The sequence below is a fragment of the Flintibacter sp. P01028 genome, from assembly GCF_041925235.1.
Taxonomy (GTDB): domain Bacteria; phylum Bacillota; class Clostridia; order Oscillospirales; family Oscillospiraceae; genus Lawsonibacter; species Lawsonibacter aceti.
On record NZ_JBHEVC010000003.1, the window covers coordinates 329,539 to 354,647 of the forward strand.

The 25,109-nt window shown below is 58.1% G+C and carries 25 protein-coding genes; 15 read left to right on the forward strand and 10 right to left on the reverse strand.

Annotated elements, in window-relative coordinates:
* Positions 1-155: 155 nt before the first annotated feature.
* On the forward strand, positions 156-3,038 hold the full coding sequence (locus ACEVJK_RS08400) for a phosphodiester glycosidase family protein (RefSeq protein ID WP_374740368.1): 2,883 nt from the start codon (positions 156-158) through the stop codon (positions 3,036-3,038).
* Between the two features lie 73 nt (positions 3,039-3,111).
* Here ACEVJK_RS08400 and htpG read toward each other — a convergent pair whose 3' ends face one another.
* Positions 3,112-5,028 carry a molecular chaperone HtpG gene (gene htpG / locus ACEVJK_RS08405; protein WP_374740369.1) on the reverse strand — a complete coding sequence of 639 codons (1,917 nt, stop codon included), beginning with the start codon at positions 5,026-5,028 and terminating at the stop codon, positions 3,112-3,114.
* A gap of 131 nt (positions 5,029-5,159) precedes the next feature.
* The gene (locus tag ACEVJK_RS08410; protein WP_374740370.1) at positions 5,160-7,277 is read right to left on the reverse strand and encodes a PstS family phosphate ABC transporter substrate-binding protein; all 2,118 of its coding nucleotides are present in this window, start codon (positions 7,275-7,277) and stop codon (positions 5,160-5,162) included.
* 264 nt (positions 7,278-7,541) lie between these two features.
* On the opposite strand from ACEVJK_RS08410, the gene ACEVJK_RS08415 reads away from it, so the two are divergent.
* From ACEVJK_RS08415 to ACEVJK_RS08430, 4 genes are read left to right on the forward strand one after another with little or no spacing between them, the layout of a single operon-like run.
* The gene (locus ACEVJK_RS08415; RefSeq protein WP_147573123.1) at positions 7,542-7,901 is read left to right on the forward strand and encodes a GntR family transcriptional regulator; all 360 of its coding nucleotides are present in this window, start codon (positions 7,542-7,544) and stop codon (positions 7,899-7,901) included.
* On the forward strand, positions 7,898-8,623 hold the full coding sequence (locus ACEVJK_RS08420; RefSeq protein WP_240288510.1) for an ABC transporter ATP-binding protein: 726 nt from the start codon (positions 7,898-7,900) through the stop codon (positions 8,621-8,623). The genes ACEVJK_RS08415 and ACEVJK_RS08420 overlap by 4 nt, the downstream gene beginning before the upstream one ends.
* A complete protein-coding gene (locus tag ACEVJK_RS08425; RefSeq protein WP_374740371.1) occupies positions 8,623-9,402 on the forward strand; it encodes a hypothetical protein in 780 nt (259 codons plus the stop codon). Before ACEVJK_RS08420 ends, ACEVJK_RS08425 begins: the two co-directional genes overlap by 1 nt.
* A 29-nt stretch (positions 9,403-9,431) precedes the next feature.
* Positions 9,432-9,713 (forward strand): hypothetical protein, encoded by a 282-nt coding sequence (locus tag ACEVJK_RS08430; RefSeq protein ID WP_147573117.1) that lies wholly within the window; start codon positions 9,432-9,434, stop codon positions 9,711-9,713.
* A gap of 44 nt (positions 9,714-9,757) precedes the next feature.
* Here the strand turns inward: ACEVJK_RS08430 and ACEVJK_RS08435 are convergent, their stop codons facing one another.
* Both ACEVJK_RS08435 and ACEVJK_RS08440 read right to left on the reverse strand, forming a co-directional pair.
* Positions 9,758-11,287, reverse strand: coding sequence for a sodium/proline symporter (locus ACEVJK_RS08435; RefSeq protein ID WP_147573115.1), 1,530 nt, complete (start codon positions 11,285-11,287; stop codon positions 9,758-9,760).
* 240 nt (positions 11,288-11,527) lie between these two features.
* A complete protein-coding gene (locus ACEVJK_RS08440) occupies positions 11,528-12,127 on the reverse strand; it encodes a TetR/AcrR family transcriptional regulator (protein ID WP_147573113.1) in 600 nt (199 codons plus the stop codon).
* 150 nt (positions 12,128-12,277) lie between these two features.
* Between ACEVJK_RS08440 and ACEVJK_RS08445 the strand changes: the two genes are divergently transcribed.
* From ACEVJK_RS08445 to ACEVJK_RS08465, 5 genes are all read left to right on the forward strand, one after another.
* Positions 12,278-12,916 carry a helix-turn-helix domain-containing protein gene (locus tag ACEVJK_RS08445; protein WP_240288512.1) on the forward strand — a complete coding sequence of 213 codons (639 nt, stop codon included), beginning with the start codon at positions 12,278-12,280 and terminating at the stop codon, positions 12,914-12,916.
* Positions 12,917-13,041: 125 nt separating this feature from the next.
* Entirely contained in the window at positions 13,042-13,623 is a 582-nt protein-coding gene (gene yfbR / locus ACEVJK_RS08450; RefSeq protein ID WP_186851797.1) for a 5'-deoxynucleotidase, read from the forward strand.
* A gap of 84 nt (positions 13,624-13,707) precedes the next feature.
* Positions 13,708-13,977 (forward strand): ACT domain-containing protein, encoded by a 270-nt coding sequence (locus tag ACEVJK_RS08455; protein ID WP_340406279.1) that lies wholly within the window; start codon positions 13,708-13,710, stop codon positions 13,975-13,977.
* Positions 13,978-14,148: 171 nt separating this feature from the next.
* A complete protein-coding gene (locus ACEVJK_RS08460) occupies positions 14,149-15,507 on the forward strand; it encodes a PFL family protein (RefSeq protein ID WP_340406281.1) in 1,359 nt (452 codons plus the stop codon).
* Between the two features lie 120 nt (positions 15,508-15,627).
* Positions 15,628-16,398, forward strand: coding sequence for a metalloregulator ArsR/SmtB family transcription factor (locus ACEVJK_RS08465; RefSeq protein WP_147573106.1), 771 nt, complete (start codon positions 15,628-15,630; stop codon positions 16,396-16,398).
* Positions 16,399-16,483: 85 nt separating this feature from the next.
* On the opposite strand, the gene ACEVJK_RS08470 is transcribed toward ACEVJK_RS08465, so the two are convergent.
* On the reverse strand, positions 16,484-17,737 hold the full coding sequence (locus tag ACEVJK_RS08470) for an HlyC/CorC family transporter (protein ID WP_147573104.1): 1,254 nt from the start codon (positions 17,735-17,737) through the stop codon (positions 16,484-16,486).
* A 510-nt stretch (positions 17,738-18,247) separates the two neighbouring features.
* Here ACEVJK_RS08470 and ACEVJK_RS08475 point away from each other — a divergent pair.
* Genes ACEVJK_RS08475 through ACEVJK_RS08490 form a run of 4 tightly spaced genes read left to right on the forward strand, consistent with a single transcriptional unit; the run spans position 18,248 to position 19,593 of the window.
* Complete coding sequence (locus ACEVJK_RS08475; RefSeq protein WP_186851795.1) at positions 18,248-18,475, forward strand: hypothetical protein; 228 nt, start codon at positions 18,248-18,250, stop codon at positions 18,473-18,475.
* The gene (locus tag ACEVJK_RS08480; RefSeq protein WP_147573102.1) at positions 18,472-18,717 is read left to right on the forward strand and encodes a hypothetical protein; all 246 of its coding nucleotides are present in this window, start codon (positions 18,472-18,474) and stop codon (positions 18,715-18,717) included. The genes ACEVJK_RS08475 and ACEVJK_RS08480 overlap by 4 nt, the downstream gene beginning before the upstream one ends.
* Positions 18,701-18,907: a hypothetical protein gene (locus tag ACEVJK_RS08485; RefSeq protein ID WP_147573100.1), complete on the forward strand. Its 207-nt coding sequence runs from the start codon at positions 18,701-18,703 to the stop codon at positions 18,905-18,907. The genes ACEVJK_RS08480 and ACEVJK_RS08485 overlap by 17 nt, the downstream gene beginning before the upstream one ends.
* On the forward strand, positions 18,904-19,593 hold the full coding sequence (locus ACEVJK_RS08490; protein ID WP_374740372.1) for a CHAP domain-containing protein: 690 nt from the start codon (positions 18,904-18,906) through the stop codon (positions 19,591-19,593). Before ACEVJK_RS08485 ends, ACEVJK_RS08490 begins: the two co-directional genes overlap by 4 nt.
* 253 nt (positions 19,594-19,846) lie before the next feature.
* On the opposite strand, the gene ACEVJK_RS08495 is transcribed toward ACEVJK_RS08490, so the two are convergent.
* The 5 genes from ACEVJK_RS08495 to ACEVJK_RS08515 all read right to left on the reverse strand — a co-directional run bounded on the left by ACEVJK_RS08495 (position 19,847) and on the right by ACEVJK_RS08515 (position 23,855).
* Positions 19,847-20,368, reverse strand: coding sequence for a hypothetical protein (locus ACEVJK_RS08495; RefSeq protein WP_374740373.1), 522 nt, complete (start codon positions 20,366-20,368; stop codon positions 19,847-19,849).
* On the reverse strand, positions 20,365-20,925 hold the full coding sequence (locus ACEVJK_RS08500; protein WP_147573094.1) for an RNA polymerase sigma factor: 561 nt from the start codon (positions 20,923-20,925) through the stop codon (positions 20,365-20,367). The genes ACEVJK_RS08495 and ACEVJK_RS08500 overlap by 4 nt, the downstream gene beginning before the upstream one ends.
* A 135-nt stretch (positions 20,926-21,060) precedes the next feature.
* Positions 21,061-21,681, reverse strand: a complete 621-nt coding sequence (locus ACEVJK_RS08505) for a flavin reductase (RefSeq protein WP_147573092.1) — start codon at positions 21,679-21,681, stop codon at positions 21,061-21,063.
* Positions 21,682-21,785: 104 nt separating this feature from the next.
* Positions 21,786-23,543: a threonine--tRNA ligase gene (gene thrS / locus ACEVJK_RS08510; protein ID WP_374740374.1), complete on the reverse strand. Its 1,758-nt coding sequence runs from the start codon at positions 23,541-23,543 to the stop codon at positions 21,786-21,788.
* A gap of 135 nt (positions 23,544-23,678) precedes the next feature.
* Positions 23,679-23,855: a hypothetical protein gene (locus ACEVJK_RS08515; RefSeq protein ID WP_374740375.1), complete on the reverse strand. Its 177-nt coding sequence runs from the start codon at positions 23,853-23,855 to the stop codon at positions 23,679-23,681.
* Between the two features lie 230 nt (positions 23,856-24,085).
* On the opposite strand from ACEVJK_RS08515, the gene ACEVJK_RS08520 reads away from it, so the two are divergent.
* Complete coding sequence (locus ACEVJK_RS08520) at positions 24,086-25,108, forward strand: zinc-binding dehydrogenase (protein ID WP_240288522.1); 1,023 nt, start codon at positions 24,086-24,088, stop codon at positions 25,106-25,108.
* The last annotated feature ends 1 nt before the right edge of the window (position 25,109 follow it).

The window sequence follows — 25,109 nt, forward strand, 5'->3', positions numbered from 1 at the left end:
TACACCAAGAATATCCCTTTTTCAACCATCTGATCCTGAACGATTTGTAAACATCTCCTTTCCCGCAACTTTCTTTCTTTTTCCATTGAATCCGATTTTTGTGTCTGCTATAATAGGCCATATTCAATCGGTTTACATATTACAAAGGAGTACCCATGAAAAAACATACCGTCAGATCCCTATCCCACCGGGCGGCCGCCCTGGTCCTAGCCCTGGCGCTGGCCCTCCCCACCGTCTATGCCCACGCTGGGGAACAGAAGCTGCAGACCTCCATCGACCTGGTGGATGGTCTGACTTACCGCAACACCATCACCGACAACAGCGAGCGCCGGGTGGAGAGCTTTTCCCTGGAGCTGGAGAAGGACAGCGACGCCTACCCCATCCTGCTTCAGGCTGCCGGCACTGTTTACGGCGCCGCCACCATCAACCGAGCTGTCACCTATGCCCAGGAGCTGGGTTACCACGTACTAGGCGCGGTAAACACCGACTTCTTCTCCACCGCCTCCGGCGTGCCCATCGGCATCGTCATCGAGGACGGTGTCTACAAGTCCAGCCCGGAGCACGAGGACGCCATGATCATCACCGATGGTCAAGTCTCCCTGGTAGATGGGCCGTCGGTATCCCTCACTCTGGTCAACCAGCGGGACAACAGCACGGTGAAGCCCTCCCACCTGAACAAATGGCGCAGCGAGTCAGGGGGCATCTACCTGCTCAACCAGGACTTCTCCGCTGTGTCCACCCGTACCTCCACCCCTGGCTGGTATGTACGGATGGCTCTGATGGAGGAGGACGAGCCCCTCACGGTCAATAGCACCCTGGAGCTGGAGGTGACGGAGCTGCTCCAGTCTGACCAGCCCCTCGCCATTGGCGATGGGGAGTACATCCTTACCGCCGCCGATGCCTCCGGCTATCTGTCCGTCTTTCAGTCCTTCCAGGTGGGCGACCGGATCACCCTGACCACCTCCTGCGAGAACGAGGCCCTATCTCATGCCCAGTGGGCCGGAGGTGTGGGGGACATTATGGTGTGGGACGGCCAGCTTACCGACTCATCCCAGTGGACCTATGCCAAGGACGGCCGTCAGCCCAGGACCGCCCTGGGCATGAAGGAGGACGGCACTCTGCTGGTCTACGCCGTGGATGGCCGCCAGTCCGGCTACTCCTCCGGCCTGTCCCAGAAGGATCTGGCGGAGGAGATGATCCGGCGGGGCTGCGTCTGGGCCGTCAATCTGGATGGGGGCGGCTCCACCGCCATCTCCCTCTGGCTGCCGGGACAGACGGGGCCCGCTGTTCTCAACCTGCCCTCTGACGGCAAGCCCCGAAGCTGCGCAACCTATCTGCTGCTGGTCACAGACCAGGAGGGGGACGGCCGGCCAGACCGGCTGGCCCTGACGCAAAACGGCCTCACCCTTCTGACGGGCACCTCCCTCACCCTGCCGGATGCCGCTGTGCTGGACGAAGGGCTGAACCTTCTGGACCGAGAGCTCCGTGACCTGACCATCACCTCCAGGGAGGACCTGGGCGAAGTGGAGGACGGGGTATACACCGCCGGCGACAGGGCCGGCACCGACACCCTCCGTCTGCGCTCCAGGGACCTGGATGTAGAGGGAGAGGCCCAGATCCATGTGGTGGACCACCTGACTGAACTGGTCATTTCCAAGGAGGGCAGCGCCTCTCCCATCACTTCTCTGTCTGTTGAGCCTGGAGAACAGGTCCAACTGGCCGTCACCGGCAGTTACTGGGGCCGCACCGCCCTCCGGGACTGGACCGCCGTCACCTGGACCACAGAGGGGGACGTGGGGACCGTGGATGAGAACGGTCTGTTCACCGCCTCCAAGACTGGGGGCACCGGCTCCATCACCGCCTCTGCTGGCGGAAAGACCCAGACCATCGCAATTTCCATGACCAATGTCCATACCGATGTGACGGAGGACCACTGGGCCTATACCGCCGTGGATTACTGCTACACCCACGGCATCGTGGGCGGCATCTCCGCTACTGAGTTTGGCCGTGACCTCCAGATCCGCCGAGGCGATTTCATGCTGATGCTGTACAATGCCATGGGCAAGCCTGCCGTCACCCAGGACTGCACCTTCACCGATGTAGCTCCCACTGATTACTACTATACCGCCCTGTCCTGGGGCCAGAGCGTAGGCCTAGCCTCCGGCACCGGGGACGGCGCCTATTCTCCAGGCGCCCCCATTACCCGGGAGCAGGCTTTTACCATCTTGCGCCAGGTCCTTCCTCTGCTGGGCAAGGACTGCCCAGACGCCAGCTTGTCTGTTCTGGACCAGTTCGCCGACCGTGACCGGATCGCCGACTACGCCAAGGGACATACCGCCACTCTGGTCGCCCAAGGCGTGATCAGCGGCAAGGGCGACGGCATCGATCCCCAAGGCTATCTGACCCGTGCCGAGATGGCCGCCCTACTCTATAAGGCCCTCACCTACACCCCCATTCAGGATGTGCCCACCGGCCCGGAGGAGCCGGTAGATCCCGTGGAGCCTGAGGAGCCGGTGGACCCAGAGGGCCCCGTCGATCCTGAGGAGCCCATAGAGCCCCAGCTCCCCGACCCCAGCCAGTATACGCTGACCCTGGACCACAACGAGGTCACTCTAAAGTCCGGTGAGAGCGTCCCGCTCACTGCCTCCCTCGCCCCGGCCTGGGAGGGAGCGGAGATCTCCTGGACCAGCAGCGATCCCTCCGCCGCTCCTGTCTCCTCCAAAGGCGCGGTGACCAACCTTTACACTGGGACAGGCACCGCCTCTGTCACCATCACGGCCAGCTGGAACGGCCTGTCCGCCAGCTGTACCGTTCTCTGCCAACAGGCTGCCCAGACCGGCACGGTCACTGACGCGGAGCTGGGTCTTAACGTCCGCTCTGGCCCAGGCTCCGACCGGCCCGTCATCGGCGGGCTGGACAACGGGACCTGTGTGGTAATTCTGGGCCAGGAGGCCGGGTGGTATCAGGTCCTCTATCTCAACCGGGCCGGACAGGCCGCCATCGGCTATGTGTCCGCTGACTACTTGACTGTGAATTGACGGGCCCTCCAAACAGCAGAAAGCCAGCCATGGAGCAAACCTCCATGGCTGGCTTTTTCTTATCGTTTCGTCCTTAGACCATCAGAGAGCAAACCATCTGGGCATACTCCGCCGGGTCCTCCAGAGGCAGGCCCGCCATCAGCAGGGACTGGCCGTAGAGCAGCTTGGCATACTTGGCCACAGTATCCTTATCCCCAGCGTCCACCGCCTTCTTGATGGCGGCGAAGGGGGCGGCATCGGGGTTGAGCTCCAGTACCCGGTCGGCCTTGGGGTGGTCGCTCCCCTCCAGCTTGCTCATATACTTTTCCATCTCCAAAGAAACAGGGCCGTCGGCTGACAGACAGCAGGCGCCAGACTTCAAGATAGAGGAGACGCGGACGTTCTTCACCTGGTCGCCCAAGGCCTCCTTCACCGCCTCCAGCACATCCTTACCCGCTTCGGCCTTCTCTTCGGCCGCCTTCTTCTCCTCCTCCGTCTGGGGGAGGGCGTCCTCATCGCTGACAGATTTGAACTGCTTGCCGTTCACCTCACCCAGGGCCTTCATGACAAAGTCATCCACGTCCTCGGTGCAGTACAGGATCTCATAACCCTTGTCCATGATGCGCTCCACCTGGGGCAGCTTGGCGATCTTGTCCACGCTCTCGCCGCAGGCGTAGTAGTAGTAAGGCTGGTCCTCAGGCATGCGGTCCTGATAGGCGGCCAGGGTGGTGTTCTTGCCCTCCTTGGAGGACCAGAACAGCAGCAGATCCTGAAGCATCTCCTTGTGAGCGCCGTATTCCGCCACCACTCCGTATTTTAGCTGGGTGCCGAAGGCGGCCCAGAACTTCTCATACTTCTCCCGGTCTTCCTTTTGCATCTTCAGCAGCTCGGACTTGATCTTTTTCTCCAGGGCGGTGGCGATAACCTTTAGCTGACGGGTGTGCTGCAGCACCTCCCGGCTGATGTTCAGGGAAAAATCGGCGGAGTCCACTACGCCCCGCACGAAGCGGAAGTGGTCGGGCAGCAGGTCGGCGCACTTGTCCATGATGAGCACGCCGGAGGAATAGAGCTGGAGCCCCTTCTGATACTCCCTTGTATAGAAGTCGTAGGGTGTCTGGGCGGGGATATAGAGCATGGCCTTATAGGTCACAGCCCCCTCAGCACTGGTGTGGATGACGGCCAGGGGATCCTGCCAATCTCCGAATTTCTCCTTATAGAAGGCGTTGTACTCCTCCGGCTTCACCTTGGACTTCTGCCGCTGCCACAGGGGGACCATGGAGTTGAGGGTCTTCCACTCCTTGACGGTCTCCCATTCCGGTTTGTAGTCCTCGGGGGCGTCAGCGGGCTTGTCCTTCCTCCTATAGTCCTCTACCTCCATGACAATGGGATAGCGGATATAGTCGGAGTATTTCTTGATAAGCTCTTGTAATTTATAAGTTTCCAAATACTGGTCGTAGTTCTCATCCTCGCCGCTGGCCTTGATATGCATGATGATATCTGTACCGGGGGCGTCCTTCTCGCACTGGGTCACAGTATAGCCGTCGGCCCCGTCAGACTGCCACATCCAGGCCTCCTCGCTCCCCCAGGCACGGGAGATAACGGTGACCTGATCGGCCACCATGAAGGCGGAGTAAAAGCCCACGCCGAACTGGCCGATAACGTCGATCTTGTCCGCGGCCTTGTCGTCTTCGGCCAGTCCGGCCTTGAACTGGCCGGAGCCGCTGCGGGCTATGGTGCCCAGGTTGGATTCCAAATCCTCCTTGGACATCCCGATGCCGTTGTCCGAAATGGTCAGGGTGCGCATCTGCTTGTCCGGGACGATGGTAATTTTCAGGTCCTTCCGCTTTACTTCTACTGTGTCGTCAGTCAGCGATTTGTAAGCCAGCTTGTCCTCGGCATCGCTGGCGTTGGAGATCAGCTCCCGGAGAAAGATCTCCTTATGGGTATAGATGGAGTTGACCATCAGGTCCAGCAGCCGCTTGGATTCGGCCTTAAACTGCTTCTTTGCCATGATTTTCTGCCTCCGTATATGAAAAATTTTTTGAAAACAAAATGGTTAGCACTCGTTATATCCGAGTGCTAACCATATGATAGCGCAGTCAGGCGGAAAATGCAATAGGGTTCAAAAATTATTTACAATTCTCAGCCGGCGGGCTCTTGGGCCTCTCCGCCCCGGTCCCCCAGGGAGAACCAGGTACGGAACACACAGGTACCGCTCTCCGGCTCATAATAGGCCGTATAGTTCCGGCAGCGCAGCTCCAGCAGGGGACCGGACAGGGAGAGCCAGCTCTCCTCCTCCCCCTCCAGGGTGCAGGACAGCTCTCCTTTCCAGTCGTAGATGTTCCACTGTCTGCCCTGGTCCTTCCGCACCGCCAGCCAGCTGGCCTCATCCCCCTGGAGGGCCTCTACCTGGCCGTCCTGGGCGGGCAGGACCTCCTGTCCGTTCAGCAGGGACACAGCGCACCGGTCCCCCTGGGTATCGTTGAAGATCACCCGGTCCCCGCCGGTCACATAGGGAAATTCCTCCTCCGGCAGGGGGGAGGGGAAGGTAAAGCTGTCCGTCCCATAGGTGAGAGTGACCTGGCCCTGGCCGTCTGTTTTGCTGTCCCACCAGAGAGTGTCCTGATATCGCTTCTGTATCCTATCATACCAATCCTGAGCAGCCAGAGCGGTCACTTCTCCCGTTTCCGGGTCCAAAAAAAGGGCTTTATCCCAGTTCTCTCCCCAGCAGCCCAGGAAAAATCCGCCATCGTACCACTGGGCGGTTTCATATGCATCGCCGGTAAACCAGGGGAAGCTCTCCGGGCGGGCGATGCCAAGCTGGTCCCATGACCAGGAGGCCTTCTCTGTTCCATCCTCCTGACGCAGCAGATAGAGCTTGTGCCCATCCCCCGCGAAAATACCCACCGGAGTTCCCTTAACACCCCAGTACCTAAATTCAGTGACCCAGCTCCCGTCCTGCGCTGCCAGGGCGATAAGGGCGCCGTTACCGGGGCTGCCCCGCTCCGGGTCCCCCTTCTCCAGCTCCCACACTGGAAGGGTCTGGCTGTCCCCGGCGTCATCTGTATAATACAGCCGGCTGATCTCGCTACACACCGGGTCCATGACCACCTTGCCGCCAGTGGTCATCAGCCCTATCAGCGTTTCCGGCCAGTTGTCCGCCTGCCAGGAGAAGTAGCCCGCCGCCCCCTCGAAGGGGACGAGCTGACCATACTCCTGGCTGGGGCGAAGCTGCTCCACACGCTCCTGATACCAGCGGCCGCCAATATCAGGCAGAGGCTTTTCCTGCTCATCCAGCTTTGACCAGTCCACCTCTACCGGGATAAGGGGCTCCCCAGCGTCAGAGGCGGGGACATAGCCCAGCTCCTCCGCCAGCCGCCGGCCATCTGGCCCCAGCAGCCAGTCATACAGTATATGGGTGGGGTCGTCCTGGGGCCGGTCCTTGGCCATGGCCACATAGTAGGGGTTTAAAAATGGGTACTCCCCAGCCTGAATGGCCTCGGCCGAGGGGGACACCCCGTCGATGGTCAGCACCTTCAGCCCCTTGGCCATCTCCATATCATTGGCGTAGTAGTACACGGTGTAGCCGATGGCGGAGGGTGAGTTGTCATATTCCCGCACCGCCTCCAGAAGCCCCATCATGGAGTCGGGCACCCAGGCTTCCGGGGCATCCATCATCTCCAGACCGTCCATAACCAGCTTCTCCATCAGAGTCTGGCTCCCAGCCTCGCTGTTGCGCTGGAAGGGGATAATGTCCAGGTCCTCTCCTCCCACCTCCTTCCAGTTGGTGATCTGGCCGGTGTATATCTTTCTCACCTGCTCGGTAGTCAGGCTGTCCACCGGATTGTCCTCGTTGACCACAAACACCAGCGCGTCCGTGGCAAAGGGAGTCAGCAGCCACTCCCCCTCCTGTTTCAACTCCTGGGCCACCTCTGGGGCCGGCTCGGCGGCCAACAGCAAATCAGCGGCACCTGCCATCAAATTTCGGTACGACTGGGTGGTCCGGGAGAACTGGACCAGGTCGGCCACCTGCTCCCGCCCCTCCCCCAGCAGCACCGCGCACATGGCCTGGGCCATGGGCGCTGTGGAGGTGGAGCCATCCAGCCGGGGCAGGCTGTCTCTGGTGAATACAAAGGGGGCCGCCGTGCCAGGGGCGGACACATCCCCGACCGAGGTGTCGGTGCCCGGCCTTTTCGGTCCGCAGGAAACCAGCAGGGCCAGCGACAGCAGGGCGGGCAGCAGTTTTTTCCATTGTTTCATTGTAATCCTCCTTATCAAACAAGGCGTGTCCTGTTTGGAACCTCTTTTTCCAAGCCCTCGACTAAGGGAAAATGCAGGCATGATACACTATTATACCGCCTACTCCCAGAAAAACATCTCTATTTCCTTTCAAAGCGGCTACAAACCCGTTACATAGGTAACAAATCAGAATAGACACAAATTTTTTATTTTGGGCTTGACAAATCCCTCAGAATGTATTATTGTACTAATCACTTAATACAATAGTACAAGGAGGGAGCCTCTATGGAATGGAAACTCAATGACGACCGGCCCATCTGGCTCCAGCTGGCCGAGCAAATGACCCGGCGCATCATCACCGGGGTCTATCCCCCTGGGAGCAAGCTGCCCCCAGTGCGGGAGCTGGCGGCGGAGGCGGGGGTCAACCCCAACACTATGCAGCGGGCCCTGGCCCAGCTGGAGCAGGACGGTCTGGCCAAGGCGGACCGGACGGCGGGGCGGCTGGTCACCCAAGACACCGCTATACTGGATGCGGTACGGAGGGCGGAGGCCCATGTGGTCGTCAACCAATACTATCACGCCATGGCAGAGCTGGGCTACTCCCAGCAAGAGGCCACGGCGATGCTGAAGGAGGAGCATACATGAGTGAACATTTGATCGTCTGCCGGGGGCTTTCGAAAGCCTACGGTCCAAAGGTCGCCCTGTCCGGAGTGGATTTGGAAGTGGGCCGTGGCCGGATCGTTGGGCTGCTCGGCCCCAACGGGAGCGGGAAAACCACGCTGATCAAGCTGCTGTGCGGTCTGCTGCAGCCCACCACTGGCACCCTAGAGATCAATGGCCAGCATATCGGTCCCGCAACCAAGGCCCAGGTAAGCTATCTGCCCGACCGGATGTACTTTGCCGACTGGATGAAGGCCACCGACCTGTTTGACCTGTTCCGGGACTTTTACCAGGACTTCGACTATGATAAGGCCCTTGCCATGTGCCGCAGTCTAGGCGTGGAGCCGAAGGATCGGCTGAAATCCATGTCTAAGGGCACCAAGGAAAAGGTCCAGTTGGTGCTGGTCATGGCCCGGAAGGCCCAGCTCTATCTGCTGGATGAGCCCATCGCCGGGGTAGACCCAGCTGCCCGTGACTTTATCCTGCACACCATTTTGACCAACTACAACGAGGATGGCACTGTCCTGATCTCCACCCATCTGATTGCCGATATTGAGAAGGTGCTGGATGAGGTGATCTTTCTGAAAAGTGGCAGGATTATGCTCCACAGCACAGTGGACGACATCCGGGAGCGGCAGGGCAAGAGCGTGGACGCCCTGTTCCGCGAGATTTTTAAGGCCCAGCCCCTGGAAGGAGGTCTGTACTAATGTTCGGCAAACTTTTGAAATACGACTTCCGCTCCATGTGGAAAACCTTCCGCATTGTCTGGCCCGCTGCCCTCATCCTGGCTCTGGTCAACCGCTTCACTCTCTTCGGCACCACCAACCCCGGTGAAAGCGCCTTTGGCCAGTGGGTAAGCGTCATCTCCATGGGTCTGTTCATAGGCGTGTGTTTTACCTTGGTCATTCTGTCCGCCGTATTCGTCCTCACCCGGTTTTACAAGGGCCTTCTGGGAGACGAGGGCTATCTGATGCACACCCTCCCCGTCAAGTCCTGGCAGCTTGTCCTGTCCAAGCTGATCTGTGCCCTTGCCACCACCGTGGTCAACGGCATCGTGGGTTTTGCCGCAATGTTCCTGATGATGCCTCTGGACTGGGAGGAACTGTTTGACACTGAGCTGTGGCAGACCATCTTTCGCAGCCTGACCCAGCATCCCGATACCATCGTCTATTTTCTGGAGTTCCTTCTGCTGATGCTGGTCATGTGCGCCGCTATGTTCATGACTTTCTATCTGGCTATGGCCATCGGCCATCTGTTCTCTAAGCGCAGAATCTTGATGAGCGTAATCGCATTCTTCCTCCTCAACATTCTGGACAGCGTTGTCACCAGCTCTCTGCACCATATGGATGCGCTGAACTGGCTCTACGGGATGGATTTGAGCAGCCACTTGGGCTACTGGCTTGGCATCCTCCTTCTTCTCATTCCCACCGTCCTCACGTTCCTAGTCACCAGCTATATCTTGAAAAACAAGCTGAATCTGGAGTAACTCTTTACTACTGAAAGGAGCGTTTTGTCGTGAATTCCTGGGCCATTTTTACCCTCGCCTTTGCCGCCGTAGTCATCCAGGCCTGGGTAAGGGGCAGAGGCTCCTCCAACTGGTATTTGGGCTGCATTGTCCCCCTGGTCTACGGCGGAGCCGTCGCCTGGATGTTCGTGGGCAGGGACTTCACACGCTCCCTTCAGATTATCCTATTCGGCGCCGCCATCCCCATCACCCTGCTGGTATCCGCCTGGTTGCGAAAGCGGGACGAGGAGGGAGAGGAAATCGAGGGGGAGCCCAAAGAACAGGAAAACTGACATAAAAACTTCCCGCTGCTTGGCAGCGGGAAGTTTTATTATAGTTACTGATTATAGTCATCGAAGGCGTCCAGCACCGCTTTCTCCGGGGCGGGCGTCAACAGGGATACCACCACGATGGCAATGGTAGCACAGACAAAGGCGGGCAGCAGCTCATAAATATTGAAGATGCCGCCGATGGGGGCGATGAGGAATTTCCATACAAAAATCATCACAGCGCCCACCACCAGACCGGCCATGATGCCCTGCCGGTTGCTCCGCCTCCAGAACAGGGCGCACAGCATAGCGGGGCCGAAGGTGGCGCCGAAGCCGGCCCAGGCAAAGGATACGATCTTAAACACGTTGCTGTCCGGGTCAGCGGCCAGGAAGATGGCGATGACGGCGATGACCACCACAGTGAGCCGGGCAATCAGCATGTTCTGCTTATTGGTCAGCTTGACGCCAAAGACATTCTGGACGATGTTCTCCGAAAAGGCGGAGGAGGCGGCCAGAAGCTGGCTGTCGGCTGTGGACATGGTGGCCGCCAGGATGCCGGCCAGGATACACCCGGCCACGACAGCGGGGAAGATGCCATACTTGGACAGCAGGTTAGACAGCTGGACGATGACGGTCTCCGTGGCGCTGCCCTCCAGGAAGGGGATACGCCCGGCGGAGGAGACGGCGTGGCCCACAATACCAATGAACACAGCCACAGCCATGGAGATGACCACCCAGGTGGAGGCGATTCGGCGGGACAGCTTCAGCTCGTTTTCATCCCGGATCGCCATAAAACGCACCAGAATATGGGGCATCCCGAAATAGCCCAGGCCCCAGGCCATCATGGATACGATACGGAGCAGGCCGTAAGGCTCGGCCTGACCGGTGGCCTCGTTATACGTCTGGCCAAAGCTCAGGAAGCCGGGCAGTGTCTTGGCATGGTCTATAACGGCGTCAAAACCGCCCGCCTGGACCACGCCAAAGATGACGATAATGCACAGGGCTATGGTCATGATGATGGACTGAATCAAGTCCATGGTGGCCACGGCGCTGAAGCCACCTACAGAGGTATAGCTGATAATGACGATGGCACCGATGACCACGGCCACCATATAGTCCCAGCCAAACAAGCTGTTAAACAGCTTTCCGATGGCCGCCAGGCCGGAGGCCACATAGGGGACAAAGAAAATGAGGATAACAAGAGCAGAGATGCACATGATGACGGGCTTCTTCTCCCCATACCGCTTGGAGATGAAGCTGGGAATGGTGATGGCATCCAAGCGGACGCTGTACCGGCGCAGCCGCTTCGCCACCAGAAGGAAGTTCAAATAAGTACCGAAAGCCAATCCAATCGCGGTCCAGCTGGCATCGGCTACACCAGATAAGTAGGCCAGGCCTGGGATGCCCATCAGCAGATAGCTGCTCATGTCGCTGGCCTCGGCGCTCATTGCGGTGACCAGAGGGCCAATGCCCCGGCCTCCTAAGTAGAAGCCCTCGGCACTCTTTTTGGAACGTCGGCCGATCATCACCCCGGTAAAGATGACAAAACACAGGTACGCGATGATGGTGGCCATAATACAGATCTGTTCAGTGGTCATACGCTCTCTCCTTTTGGCAGTTACGCCCTTACTACACACAGCCGCCCTTCCGGCTCCCCCCGGAAAGGCGATGTCCCCCATGGGGGCAGTATGGGTATTCTACCACAAGTCAGAACAGAATAAAATACAGAACAGAGTATAGAATAAACTCCGGAATATGCTTCCATAGAATTTCATAAAAGCTCTGGTATTGCTTTATTTATCTACTATACATTTTATGAATTAAAATTTTATACAATTCTACAAATTTTCTTCCTCCGCACGAAAGTCCCGGAAAAAACGGGGCATCATGGTCTTTCCATACTGAAGCAGGGAGTAGTCCCCACCTGACAGGCACCAGTCATAAATCAGGGCCCGCTCGCACAGGGCGTACACCCGTACCATCTCGTTCACTGTCACATCTCCCCGCAGCTCCCCGCGTTCCTGGCCCTGGAGGACGATCTGCCGCAGCAGCCTGTAATATGTACGGTTGTGGTCCAGCAGATGCTTATCCCCCCGGGTGATCAGCTGGGAGGAGTATAACCGTGCCAGCAGGTCTAGGGAGACAGAATTTTCAATCATGGCAAACAGCTCCCGGTTCAGGTACATAAGCTGGTCAAAGCGGTTTCCATCCGGGTCCAGGGTAGCCATCAGTTCCTCATACTTCTGGTCAAAGAGGTAGGACACCGTGGACAGTAAGGCGTCCTTCCCTTCAAAATAATGGTAGAAGGACCCCCGGGAGGTGCCTGACTCGGCAATGATCTCCTCCACGGTGGTGTCGTCATAGCCCTGGCGGTAAAACAGACGCCAGGCCGCTTCGATGATTCGTCCCTTGGTATTTCGGGTGTTTTTCTTGGCCATAATGGGGCTCCTTTCGAAAAAATCCAGTCGCGCAACCGCCGGTTGCGCGAATTTCCAAGGGAGATTGGTTGCCGTTTGTCCCTCGTTCCTCTATAATCATACCATAAAACAGGCCTGTATCAAACCTAAAATCAGAAGGAGCAAACCAGGATGGAGCTATCTCAAAAGATTTATGAGCTGCGCACAGGCAGTGGGCTGTCCCAGCTGGACCTGGCGGAGAAGTTGGGCGTATCCCGGCAGAGCGTCAGCAAGTGGGAAACGGGACAGGCGGTACCTGATCTGGACAAGCTGATCCGGCTGGCCGATCTGTTCGGGATCAGCGTGGACGAGCTGGTACGGGAGGGGGAACGCCCCGCTCCCCCGGAGCCACAGGTGGTTTATGTGGCGGAACAGAGAGGGTTCTCCCCTGTCCAGAAGGCGGGAGCTGCCCTGGAGGTCGTGGGCCTGCTGGGCCTGGTGCTGGGCGGTATGGGGCTCGTATCCCTGATTGGGGCGGGGCTCATGCTGCTGGGCCTGCCTCTGCTGCTTTGTAAAAAGCATCCCTGGCTGTGGATGGGGTGGACCGCGGTGGCCATCAGTCTGCTGGTATTCAACCCTCACACCTCTGTATCCCCCTGGGGGCTGTTTGGAGGAATGCGCTATCTGTATTGGATCCTCACAAATCCGGAGCTTCGTTACTACGCCAGTTATTTTGCCGCCGCTATCGGGATACTCCGGGGCTCGCTGATCCTTCTCCTGATTTTCCTGGGGATCCGTGCCCGGCGAAGGGGCTCGGGTGCAAAACCATAAATCTCTAAGCAGAGGCGGCGGCAGCCGCCTCTTTTTTCCTTTCTCCCTCAAAGAGCAGTTTACATCTCCAGGCGCCTATGTTACAATCAATTTTGTTTCAAATCGCTGATTAAGGAGGCCCAGATGTGTCCCATCACTTCTTTCCCATGATCTCCCGGATGCGGTACATTAACCGCTGGGGGCTCATGCGCAATACCCGGCTGGAAAACATCCAGGAGCACTCCCACCAGGTAGCCGTCCTGGCACATGCCCTGGCGGTGATCCAAAACCGCTACTTTGGGGGCCAGATCGATCCGGGGCAGGTGGCGGTGGCCGCTCTGTACCACGACGCCAGCGAGATCCTCACCGGCGATATGCCCACCCCCATCAAGTACGACAACCCCGACATCCAGTCCGCCTATAAGCAGGTGGAGGCGGTGGCGGAGCAGAAGCTGCTGAACATGCTTCCGGAGGACCTGCGCCCCGCCTATGACGAGGCCCTCACCATCCCCGATCCCCAGGTTCGTGCCCTGGTCAAGGCGGCGGACAAGCTGTCCGCCTACCTCAAATGTGTGGAGGAGGTCAAGGCGGGCAACAACGAGTTCAAAAAGGCCAAGGAACAGACCTACGCCGCCCTGTGCCAAAACCAGATCCCCGCTCTCCGGTACTTCATGGATCGCTTTTTAGATGGGTTTGAGTTGACCCTCGATGAACTGAGTGAAGAGTAAGGCGTTGTACATGAAGATCAAACATCTCCACTCTAATCGCTCCTCTCTCCGCGTACATAGTATCTATGAAAGGAAGTATTCGTCATGAAGGCTATCGTCACTGTCATCGGCAAGGACCGGGTGGGCATCACCGCCTCCGTCTGCTCCCTGCTGGCCCAACACAGCATCAACATTCTGGACATCTCCCAGACCGTACTCCAGGAATATTTCACCATGGTCATGCTGGTGGACACCTCCGCCTGTAGCGCCTCTATCGGTGAGATGTCCGACCTTCTGGACCGGGCCGGCCAGGGGCAGGGCCTGTCCATCCGCATCCAGCGAGAGGATATTTTTAACGCGATGCATCGGATCTAATGGCCTGCGCTGTCCTTTCCGCGCCGAACAGAGTTCGGCGGCGCGGCGCGGACGGACCGGAACGAATGTAGGACCCCTTTTCGCTCCAGGTCTGCCCTAGAGGAAATCCGCGCGAAGGCGGGGCGTGATTTTATTGAAAGGTCCAAGCTGGACCATAAAAGGAGTTCAACTATGCTCAATCAACATGAAATTATGCAGACCATCCAGATGATCGACCAGCAGCATCTGGATGTGCGTACCATTACCATGGGCATCTCCCTGCTCTCCTGCGCCCACAGCGAGGTGAAGGCGGCCTGTGACAACATCTATGACAAGATCACCCGTTATGCCGAAAAGCTGGTAACCACAGGGGAGGCCATCGAAAAGGAGTTCGGTATCCCCATCGTCAACAAGCGCATCTCCGTCACTCCCATTGCCCTGGTAGCTGCCGCCGCCCGGACAGACAATTACGCCCCCTTCGCCGCTGCTCTGGACCGGGCCGCTAAGGCTACGGGAGTCAACTTTATCGGCGGTTTTTCCGCCCTGGTCCAAAAGGGGATGACAGAAGCGGACCGTATCCTAATCCGCTCCATCCCAGAGGCCCTGTCTACCACCGACATCGTCTGCTCCTCTGTCAATGTGGGCTCCACCAAGGCTGGCATCGACATGGACGCAGTGGCCATGATGGGCCGGACCATCAAGGAGCTGGCCGAGCGCACCGCTGACCGGGGCGGCTTTGGCTGCGCCAAGCTGGTGGTGTTCTGCAACGCAGTAGAGGACAATCCCTTCATGGCCGGCGCCTTCCATGGGGTGGGCGAGCCGGAAAGGGTCATCAATGTGGGCGTTTCCGGCCCAGGCGTGGTCCATCACGCCCTTCAGTCGGTCAGGGGTCAGCCCTTCGACGTGGTGGCGGAAACCATCAAAAAGACCGCCTTCCGCATCACCCGCATGGGTCAGTTGGTGGCCCAGGAGGCCAGCCGCCGGCTGGACACTCCCTTCGGCATTGTGGACCTGTCTCTGGCCCCCACACCGGCAGTGGGCGACTCTGTGGCCCGTATCCTGGAGGAGATGGGCCTGGAGGTATGTGGAACCCACGGCACTACCGCCGCCCTGGCCCTGCTCAACGACGCAGTCAAAAAGGGGGGCGTCATGGCCTCCTCCTCTGTGGGCGGTCTGTCCGGCGCTTTCATCCCGGTCAGCGAGGATGAGGGGATGATTGCCGCCGCCCGGTCCGGCGCCCTGACACTGGACAAGCTGGAAGCCATGACCTGTGTGTGCTCCGTGGGGCTGGACATGATCGCCGTCCCTGGGGATACCCCGGCCCAGACCATCTCCGCCATTATCGCTGACGAAGCGGCCATCGGTATGGTCAACTCCAAGACTACCGCCGTCCGCATCATCCCCGCTCCTGGCTGCGGGGTTGGGGATACTGTGGAGTTTGGCGGGCTGCTGGGGTCCGCCCCAGTGCAGCCCGTCCACCCCTTCTCCGCTGACGCCTTCGTGGCCCGTGGCGGCCGTATCCCCGCTCCCATGCAGAGCTTGAAAAACTGATTATTTTACGGGAGAAACCGCCTCTTGGCGGTTTCTCTTTTTTCTTTTTTAATTAAGTATTGACTTATTTAAAAAACGTGCTATGATAGGGGCATCACAGAACAGAGAGGAGGGCGGGATGTGGAACTGACCACCGCGCTGAAGGCTCTGGCTGACGACAACCGGCTGCTGATCCTTCGGCTGCTTGGCCGCCGGGACTACTGCGTCCGCGCCCTGGCCCGTCAGCTGGGCATCTCACAGGCCGCGGTTTCTCAGCACCTAAAGGTATTGAGGCAGGCCGGTCTGGTCTCCAGTGAGAAGCGAGGCTATTTTACCCACTATCGGACAGCAGGAACGGACCTGATGGCCGTCTCCTCTGCCCTGGCAGCTCTGGCCCAGGCATCGCCGCTCCTTTGCGGGGACTGCGGTCCGGACGGCCGCCCCGGCTGCCGAGAGGCCAACGCCTTTCCCACTCCCCTCTCCGCGAAATCTTGGGAGGTCAATAAGATGAAACTCGCAGTCACTTACGAAAACGGCCAAGTATTCCAGCACTTCGGCCACTGTGAACAGTTCAAGGTGTACTCTGTGGAGGAGGGATCCGTCCGCTCATCCCAGGTGGTCAGCGCCGCTGGCAGCGGCCACGGAGCCCTGGCTGGATTCCTTCAAAATCTTGGGGTGGACACCCTGATCTGTGGAGGCATTGGTGGTGGGGCCAGGACCGCTCTGGCCCAGGCTGGCATTCAGCTCTATCCCGGCGTCACCGGTGACTCTGACCAAGCGGCGGCCGACCTGCTGGCCGGCCGGTTGGAGTATGATCCGGACACCATGTGCAGCCACCATCATGATGGGGAACATAACTGCCATAGCCATTCCTGCGGGGAGGACAAGCACGGCTGCGCCGGAAACGGATAAAACGCCTTGTTCCCTCTTTCCCTGTATCTAGACAGCGGTAATGTAAAAAGGGTGCCGATACCAGAGGTATCGGCACCCTTTTTGCTCATTCTTCCCCGGAGTCAATCATCCGGACCTGGATCTCCAGCACCCGCCGGTGCTCAACCCGGGTGACGGTTACATCCAGGCCCTCAGCCTCAAAGTGGTCTCCCTCCTCGGGAACCCGGCCCACCTGCTCCATGACCCAGCCGGACACGGTAGCCGCTTCACAGGCTCCTTTGACCTGGAACAAATCGTACATATCATCCAGATCGGCGGAGCAGGCGATAAGATAGCTGCCGTCCGGCTGCTTCTGGAATATCTCAATAACCTCGTCATGCTCATCCCAGATCTCACCCACTAGTTCCTCCAGGATGTCCTCCAATGTGGCGATACCCTCTGTCCCGCCGTACTCGTCCACCACTATGGCCATATGGGCTTTGTTCTTCTGCAGGATACGGAGCAGCTCTGATATTTTGGTGTTTCCAGTGGTATAAAACACAGGGGATTTGAGGTGAGACAGCATAGTTTCTCCCCGGTATCGGGCCGCGTAAAAGTCCTTCTCATGGACGACGCCCACGATGTTGTCGATAGTCTCATGATAGATAGGGATGCGGGAGTAGCCGCTCTCCACGAAGAGGGAGGCCACCTCCTCCATGGTGCTTCCCTCCTCAGCAGCCACTAAATCTACCCGGGGGGTAAGGATCTCGGACACCTCCAGGTCATTGAACTCGATGGCGTTACGAATTAGGTCTCCCTCATGCTCGTCCAGGCCGCCCTCGGTCCTGGCCTGCTCTACCATGCCCACCAGTTCCTCCTCTGTGATGCCGTCGTCCCGTCTGCTGCGAAAAATCTTGGACATCAGGCGTTTCCATTGGGTAAACAGGAAATTCAAAGGAGTCAGGACTACCACGAAGATTTGGAGCAGGGAGACGGAAAACATGGCAAAGCCCTCCGGATTTTCCTTTGCCAGGCTCTTGGGGGTGACCTCGCCAAAGATGAGGATCACGATGGTCAGTACCGCAGCGGATACCGCGGGGCCGCTCTCTTCATTAAGCAGCTTGATAAACAATACCGCGCCGATGGTGGTCGCTACGTTGTTGACAATATTGTTGCCGATGAGGATAGTAGACAACAGCTTGTCGTACTCCTCTGACAGCTCAAGGGCCTTGACGGCCCGGCGGCTGCCGTTGTCCGCCTTATTTTTTAGGCGGATGCGGTTCAGTGAGGTAAATGCGGTCTCCGTCGCGGAGAAATAGGCTGACATGGCGATCAGAATGATTAGCGCAATAATCATCCCGATACTGGCACTGTCTAACATTGGAAATGTATCAACTCTGCTTTCCTGATAAAATTATGGGCCACGGGTCCCATATTAGTTTGTTAGTATACCATGATTTCCCTTACAATGCAAATACATCTTCTCGTTGTTTGTCAATATCATCCCCAATTTTTACGGTTTCTTCACAAAAAAATGATGAATTATCCCACAGAGGTTACCCCTATCCCGCTTCATTTTCTCCCGGCTTGCCGTACATCTTCAGCTCCATTTTCCGCCCCTTGTGTGTGTCCCTATTTTTACCATCCGAATCTCTTAGTCTCTCCTGGCACTCCCACAAAACTTTTCCTGTCTAGTTGTCCCAAAACGTCCTCCAACGGACCTGTGCCCTGTTAGATTGGAGGTGATCTCTATCAAACATATTGACAACAGGCCCGGCTGGTCAGAGGCCAGGGAAGGCAGGACAGCGGAAAAATCGCCCCGCTGGCAGCACATCCGGCATCCCACCCTCTTTTTACCTACGGACCCAAAGCTGTCCCAGGAGGTGGCGCCATGATAGACTATACAGCCCTAGCTGCCGCGTCCATGTCCCTGATTGGCACTCTGGTGGGTACCTTTGGCGGCATCCTGGTGGCCAACAAGCTGACCAACTACCGCATCGAACAGCTGGAACTCAAGGTAGCCGAGCACAACAAGCTTGTCGAGCGCACCTACCAGTTGGAGGGTCGGATGACAGAGGCGGAACACGATATCCGGGATTTGAAGGGAGGACGGCCATGAGAGGACTGTTTCAGTGGCTCCGGGATGTACCGCATCTGTTTGCCAAGGTCACTGTGGTATACTGCGTCGCCTTCGGCAGTCTGAGCAGCCTGTGGGCCCTTCGCATCCTGTCTAGGACCGGCAGTGATCCCGCGGCGCTCCTAGGCGTCATCCTCGGTTTTTTCGGCGGCGAGCTGCTGCTCCTGTCCCTTAAAACGATATTGACAAACAGGAAGGAAGATAACCTTGAACAACATTTATAAACGTCTGTCCGTGCTCTTTTCCGTCAAAAGTATCGTCACCCTGGTTCTAACTGGCGTATTTGCCTATCTGGCAATTTCCTCCCGTATCGACCAGGATTTCATGACCATCTACGCGGTTATCATCGCCTTTTACTTTGGCACCCAGAGTCAGAAGCTCCAGGACGCGGTGGATGGAGGTACAGAAGAATGACTGTGGAACGGCTCCTATCCACTGCCCGGAAGGAGCTGGGCACCAAGGAGCAGCCAGCCGACAGCAACCGGGTCAAATACAACACAGCCTACTACGGCCGAGAGGTGTCCGGCGGCAGCTACGCCTGGTGCGCCGTCTTTCTGTGGTGGTGCTTCCGGGAAGCCGGGGCGTCCGAACTATACTACGGCGGGGGAAAAACGGCCTACTGTCCCACTCTCCTGTCCTACCACATGGCGCAGGCCGTGTCCGACTATCGCCCTGGTGACGTCATTTTCTTCAACTTTGATGGGAAGAAAAATGCCCAGCACGTAGGCCTCTGCGAGGACTGGGACGGACAGTATATCACCACCATCGACGGCAACACTGGCTCCGGCAGCGAGGCCAACGGCGGCTCCGTCATGCGGCGGAAGCGGGACAAAACATACATCGTGGGCGCTTACCGCCCCAACTATCAGGAGGGGGAGCAGATGTCTTACGAGGACTGGAAAAAATATATGGACCGCTATCTGGACGACCTGTCCCAGCAGAAGGCAGAGCCAGGGTATGCTGGTCAAATCCGTCGGATCGTCGCGGCGGGCGTCATGAGCGAGGTGGACGGCTCTATTGCCCGCCCCAAGTCCTTCCTGACGCGGGAAGAGGCCGCTGTGAGCTATGCCAATCTTCTAGGGAAGATCAGCGGCCAGTAAATCTATCTTGATACAATAAAAATGAGGAGGATAAAAAGAACGTGACGCAGCATTCGGTATACTTTTCCTATATCAGCTAAACAGACCGTTCTCTTTCACTCTCCTTAAAATCATTGGTCTCTGCTCTTTGGGGCGGAGATGATATGGTGGCGGCCCAAAAGAGCCCCTTCTTTCCCATCCCCTGCCTCATCTGTCATGAAACGACTATGGGGAGGACTTCGAAACGAAATCCTCCCCACTGTTCTGCCTGTATCTACGGCTGTACTAACTCCGCCTGGGCGAAGCCGCCATCCAACAGCCTGATATAGAGGAACCCACGGCCGTCCTCCCAGACTTCACAGCCCGCATATTCCTCACTGTCCGTGTACAGGGACGCTCCGTCGTTCCGCTCCAGCCGGCCCAAAAGCTCGCTGTCCTCCGGCAGCTTCTCCACAGAGCGGACGATATGGTAAGTCTGGCCATCCCGGTATACCAGGATAGCGCCCTCTCCCTGCTGACAGTTCTCCCCCGGTGCGGTAGCAGTGCTGTCACTGTTTGCAGCGCCGGCCTCTCCAGAAGAGGAGGAGGGAATACCTCCAGCAGTATCAGCGCTGCTTCCATCTTGGCCTGCTCCTAACTGAGAGGCGCCATAACCAAGAGCCACTACCAGAGCCAGACAGGCGGCCCACGCCCCCCATCTCTGCCAGTGAAAGGCCGGCTTGGCCCCCTCCTCCGCGTCCTGGATCATGTCGTCGTCCAGCAGCCCCATGGCGTCCAGCAAATACTCCGATGTCATATGGCCACCCCCTCATGCTCCAACAACAGCTTCAGCTTTTGGCGGGTCCGGTAGAGCCGGGACTTCACCTGGCTCTCCGTCAGTCCAAACCGCTTTCCCAGCGAAGACAATGCCTCCAGATGGAAGTATCGACGGACAAAAAGCCGGCGGTCCAGCTCCGGCTGGGTCCGCAAAAAGGTGGAGATCAGGTCGGCTGTCTCCCTGGCATCCAGCTCCTGGTCTGGCACCCTACAGTCCGGCAGGCAGTCCTCCAGCTCCTGGAGAGCCACCTCCACCTGACCGCCGCCCCGCTTGGCCGCCCGCTCCCGCCGCCACCGGTCCAGGGACAGGTTGCGGGTCAGCTTGCCGAAGAAGGCAGACAGCACCGAGGGGCGCTGGGGCGGCATAGCGTTCCACGCCCGGAGCCAGGTGTCGTTGACGCACTCCTCAGCGTCCTCCCGCATAGCCAGTATCCCAAGGGCGATGGCGCGGCAGTAGGGCCCGTATTTCTGGTCACTCTCCACAATAGCCTGCTGGGACCGGGCCCAGTACAGGTCGATGATCTTATGGTCCTCCATGGCGCTCCTCCTTTTTGGACGCGGCAAAAGAATCAATCCTCTAAAGGTATTTTAGCCTGAAATCCGTCTTGCCGCAACCATCTTATTTCTCAAGACGAAAACCAGGGCCGGAGGTTTCCCTCCGGCCCTGGTTTTTTATTTTACTTGCTCAAAATCCGAGGCTGGGTGCTTGCACCAGGGACAAATATAGTCCGCCGGCAGCTCGTCCCCCTCGTATACATAACCGCATATCCTACACACCCACCGCTTCTTGTCCCCGGTGGCGTGGGTAAAATCACCAGGCTTGATGTGGCCCTGGTAATAGGCATAGGTGGCGCTGGCCTGGTCGTTGAGCAGGTCTCCATCCTCCACATCCGCCAAAAACAGGGTGTGGCTGCCCAGGTCAAGATGGGACACGACCCGGCAGGACAGCCAGGCGTTGGTTCCCCGTGTCAGATAGAGCAGGCCGTTCTCCCCCCGCCGGACCTGGTCCTCGGTCCCGGCAAATTTGTCGCTATCCCGGCCGGACTGAAAGCCAAATCGCTTGAACAACTGGAAGTCCGCCTCTTCAGACAGGACTGACAGGTTAAATTTTCCGGTCTCCTGAATCATGTCGTGGGTTAGGTTTCCCTTGTTGACGGCTATGGTAACGCGGTTGGGCTGGGCCGTCACCTGGACGGCGGTGTTAATGATACAGCCGTTGTCCCGCTCCCCCTGACGGGCGGTGAGAACAAACAGGCCGTAGCTTATAGCATACATAGCTCTTTCGTTTTTCATGGCGTTCCTCCTTGGCGGCCAGGCCGGCTTTTTCTCCTTCCAGTATGTCCCGCAAAGCACAAAAAAACCGCCGGAAACGGGTTTCCGGCGGTTTTTTGCGCGATTTATTTGATAATCTTGTTGTCCACTTCGTTGGCCAGCAGAGCAGAGAAATCTGTCAGGGACATGGCCCCCAGGTCCTCGCCGGTGCGGTGCCGGACAGACACGGTATTGTTCTCCACGTCCCGGTCTCCTACCACCAGCATATAGGGCACCTTCTCCATGGTGGCCTCCCGAATCTTCTTCCCGATCTTCTCGTTGCGGTGGTCCACCTCCACCCGGAAGCCGGCCTGGTCTAGGGCCTTGGACACCTGATCGGCATACTGTGCGGCCCGGTCGGTGACAGGGAGCACCTTCACCTGGACGGGATTGAGCCAGGCGGGGAAAGCCCCGGCAAAGTGCTCGGTGATAACGCCGATGAATCGCTCAATAGAGCCCAGCACCACTCGGTGGATCATGACAGGGCGGTGCTTCTGGCCGTCCTCGCCGGTGTACTCCAGCTCGAAGCGTTCAGGGAGCTGGCTGTCCAGTTGAATGGTGCCGCACTGCCAGGTTCGGCCCAGGGAGTCAGCCAGGTGGAAGTCCAGCTTGGGGCCGTAGAAGGCTCCATCCCCCTCGTTGATAACAAAGTCCTTGCCCATGTCGGTGATAGCGTTTTTCAAAATCTCCTGGTTGCGCTCCCACTCCTCCACGGTGCCGATGTGGTCCTCCGGCATAGTGGACAGCTCAATGGTATAGCTCAATCCAAAGACAGAGTAGACCTCGTCAAACAGGCGGACCGTCTCCTGAATCACGTCCTGCATCTGGTCCCTGGTCATAAACACATGGGCGTCGTCCTGGTTGAAGCAGCGGACGCGGAACAGGCCGTGAAGGGCGCCGGATAGTTCGTGGCGGTGGACCAGGCCGATCTCCCCCACCCGCAGGGGCAGCTCCCGATAGGAATGGGGCTCGCTGGCATAGACCAGCATACCGCCGGGGCAGTTCATGGGCTTGACGGCAAAGTCCACGTCATCGATGACCGTGGTGTACATATTATTCTTGTAGTGGTCCCAGTGACCGGATCTCTCCCACAGCTGACGGTTGAGCATGATAGGGGTGGAGATCTCCACATAGCCGTACTTCTTGTGGACCTGCCGCCAGTAGTCCAGCAGGGTATTCTTCAAGGTCATGCCCTTGGGCAGGAAGAAGGGGAAGCCGGGGCCCTCGTCCCGGAGCATGAACAAGCCCAGCTCCTTGCCCAGCTTCCGGTGGTCCCGCTTTTTGGCCTCCTCAATCCGGGCCAGATATTCGTCCAACTCGTCCTTTTTGGGGAAGGCGATGCCGTAGATGCGCTGGAGAGTCTCCCGGTTGGAGTCCCCCCGCCAGTAAGCGGCGTTGCAGGCGGTAAGCTTCAAGGCGTTGCCCTTAATGCGGCCGGTGGAGTCTAGGTGGGGGCCGGCGCACAGGTCGGTAAACTCCCCCTGCTTATAGAAGGAGATGACCGCATCCTCGGGCAGGTCATGGATGAGCTCTACCTTGTATGGCTCGCCCTTCTCCTCCATGAATTGAATCGCCTCCGACCGGGGCAGCTCAAACCGCTCCAGCTTCAGCTTCTCCTTGCAGATCTTCCGCATCTCCCCCTCGATCTGCCCTAGATGCTCCGGGGTAAAGGCGAAGGGGGCGTCCATGTCGTAGTACCAGCCCTCGTCGATAGAGGGACCAATGGCCAGCTTCACCTCGGGCCACAGACGCTTAACCGCCTGGGCCATCACATGGGAACAGGTGTGCCAGTAGGTTTGGCGGTATTCGGGATTTTCAAAGGTATAGATGTTTTCTTCGGACATTTTCAGTCGCTCCTTTCTCGCGTTTAGGGGAAGGAACAAAAAAATACGCTCCGCCCCTGATATGTGTCAGGGGTGAAGCGTATTGATACGCACCACGGTTCCACCCTGCTTGCAAGAATCACCGCGCCGTCTCGATCAACGCAGGCGGGCCGGAGGGAGGCAGCCGTAGGCCGCCAGTCCTGCGCGTCGTGAACAGGCAAAGCGGGACAACTTGCCGCTTGTGACCTCCTGTAACGGGAAAGCCCCGGCCCGGTCGTCCCGGGCAGCTCTGGAGTGGTACCAGCCATCGCTTCCACAGAGCACTTTCAGCACAGGGCGCCCCTCTCTGGGTGGTCGATTCAGGCTTCTTCTCCTTCTCAGCCGTTTTAACACAGGTACTATATCACCCCCTCAGCCGATTGTCAAGGGCGTACAGGAGGGAAATATGGCCCGTATATGTCCTTTTCTTTGGTTCTGTATTGACTTTCTCTATTTCTGCGTGTTAAAATATATTTACGAAACATTGTTCCGTATATTGGAACACCAAAAGGAGGAAACTCACTGTGAAAGCTCTCATCTATGAAGGCCCTAAAAAGGTGGCTGTCCGTGAAGTGGAAAAGCCCGTTCCCAAGGAGGGCCAGGCCCTGATCCGCATCGACTACTGCGGTATCTGCGGCTCTGACATTGGCATCTATAGCGGCACCCATCCCCGGGCCAAGGCCCCTCTCGTCCTAGGCCATGAATTTGTTGGCGTCATTGAAGATATCTCCGGTGACTCTAATGGTTTTCAGGTTGGCGACCGAGTTGCTCCCTACCCTCTGATCTCCTGTGGACACTGCTTTGCCTGCCGGAATGGCCGGCCCCATGTGTGCGATACCCTGAAAATCATCGGCATCGACCTAGACGGTGGTGTAGCCGAATATGTGTGCTGTGACACTGATGTACTGTTCAAGGTCCCGGCTTCTGTCTCCAGCAAAGTAGCGGGAATCATCGAGCCTCTAGCTGTGGCTGTCCACACTCTGCACCGAGCCGGCTTTAAGCCGATGGACAGCATTGTCATCATGGGAGCCGGTCCTATCGGAGCCTTAGTGGGTGTGGTAGCCAAGCACAGCGGAGCCTCCCGCATCATCATCTCCGACTTTGATCAGGCCAGACTGGAGATGGCCGCCAAGTTGGGCTTTGACGCGGTCAACTCCAAGGAAGCAGACTTGACCCAGTATGTCCGTCAGGCCACCAATGGAGACGGGGCCGACATTGTTTTTGAATGTACCGGGGCCGAATCTGCCGCTTTGGAGATGACTACTCCCTGCCGCACGGACGGCATGATCTGTCTGGTAGGCGTACATAAGGCCCCCCATCCCGTGGCTCTAGCCGATATGCATTTCCGTGAACTGAACATGACCGCTACCCGTGTTTACACCAAACGGGACTTTGGCCAGGCCGTGGAGCTGACTCAGCGCATCTCTGACGAGTTGGAGCTGCTCATCAGCCATGTCCTGCCCCTGTCCGACTGCGCCAACGTCTTCGATATGATCCACGATCCCCAGGTCCCCACCGTCAAGGTCATGGTGGACTGCCGCAGGTAAG

What these genes read in the sequence shown, in the direction of transcription:
- ACEVJK_RS08445 (WP_240288512.1), top strand. Translation starts at nt 12,278, where the DNA reads ATGGAGCTATCTCAAAAGATTTATGAGCTGCGCACAGGCAGTGGGCTG.
- ACEVJK_RS08470 (WP_147573104.1), bottom strand. Translation starts at nt 17,737, where the DNA reads ATGTTAGACAGTGCCAGTATCGGGATGATTATTGCGCTAATCATTCTG.
- ACEVJK_RS08425 (WP_374740371.1), top strand. Translation starts at nt 8,623, where the DNA reads ATGTTCGGCAAACTTTTGAAATACGACTTCCGCTCCATGTGGAAAACC.
- ACEVJK_RS08475 (WP_186851795.1), top strand. Translation starts at nt 18,248, where the DNA reads ATGATAGACTATACAGCCCTAGCTGCCGCGTCCATGTCCCTGATTGGC.
- ACEVJK_RS08400 (WP_374740368.1), top strand. Translation starts at nt 156, where the DNA reads ATGAAAAAACATACCGTCAGATCCCTATCCCACCGGGCGGCCGCCCTG.
- ACEVJK_RS08480 (WP_147573102.1), top strand. Translation starts at nt 18,472, where the DNA reads ATGAGAGGACTGTTTCAGTGGCTCCGGGATGTACCGCATCTGTTTGCC.
- ACEVJK_RS08415 (WP_147573123.1), top strand. Translation starts at nt 7,542, where the DNA reads ATGGAATGGAAACTCAATGACGACCGGCCCATCTGGCTCCAGCTGGCC.
- thrS (WP_374740374.1), bottom strand. Translation starts at nt 23,543, where the DNA reads ATGTCCGAAGAAAACATCTATACCTTTGAAAATCCCGAATACCGCCAA.
- ACEVJK_RS08435 (WP_147573115.1), bottom strand. Translation starts at nt 11,287, where the DNA reads ATGACCACTGAACAGATCTGTATTATGGCCACCATCATCGCGTACCTG.
- ACEVJK_RS08460 (WP_340406281.1), top strand. Translation starts at nt 14,149, where the DNA reads ATGCTCAATCAACATGAAATTATGCAGACCATCCAGATGATCGACCAG.
- ACEVJK_RS08505 (WP_147573092.1), bottom strand. Translation starts at nt 21,681, where the DNA reads ATGAAAAACGAAAGAGCTATGTATGCTATAAGCTACGGCCTGTTTGTT.
- htpG (WP_374740369.1), bottom strand. Translation starts at nt 5,028, where the DNA reads ATGGCAAAGAAGCAGTTTAAGGCCGAATCCAAGCGGCTGCTGGACCTG.
- ACEVJK_RS08495 (WP_374740373.1), bottom strand. Translation starts at nt 20,368, where the DNA reads ATGACATCGGAGTATTTGCTGGACGCCATGGGGCTGCTGGACGACGAC.
- ACEVJK_RS08410 (WP_374740370.1), bottom strand. Translation starts at nt 7,277, where the DNA reads ATGAAACAATGGAAAAAACTGCTGCCCGCCCTGCTGTCGCTGGCCCTG.
- ACEVJK_RS08440 (WP_147573113.1), bottom strand. Translation starts at nt 12,127, where the DNA reads ATGGCCAAGAAAAACACCCGAAATACCAAGGGACGAATCATCGAAGCG.
- ACEVJK_RS08500 (WP_147573094.1), bottom strand. Translation starts at nt 20,925, where the DNA reads ATGGAGGACCATAAGATCATCGACCTGTACTGGGCCCGGTCCCAGCAG.
- ACEVJK_RS08490 (WP_374740372.1), top strand. Translation starts at nt 18,904, where the DNA reads ATGACTGTGGAACGGCTCCTATCCACTGCCCGGAAGGAGCTGGGCACC.
- ACEVJK_RS08455 (WP_340406279.1), top strand. Translation starts at nt 13,708, where the DNA reads ATGAAGGCTATCGTCACTGTCATCGGCAAGGACCGGGTGGGCATCACC.
- ACEVJK_RS08420 (WP_240288510.1), top strand. Translation starts at nt 7,898, where the DNA reads ATGAGTGAACATTTGATCGTCTGCCGGGGGCTTTCGAAAGCCTACGGT.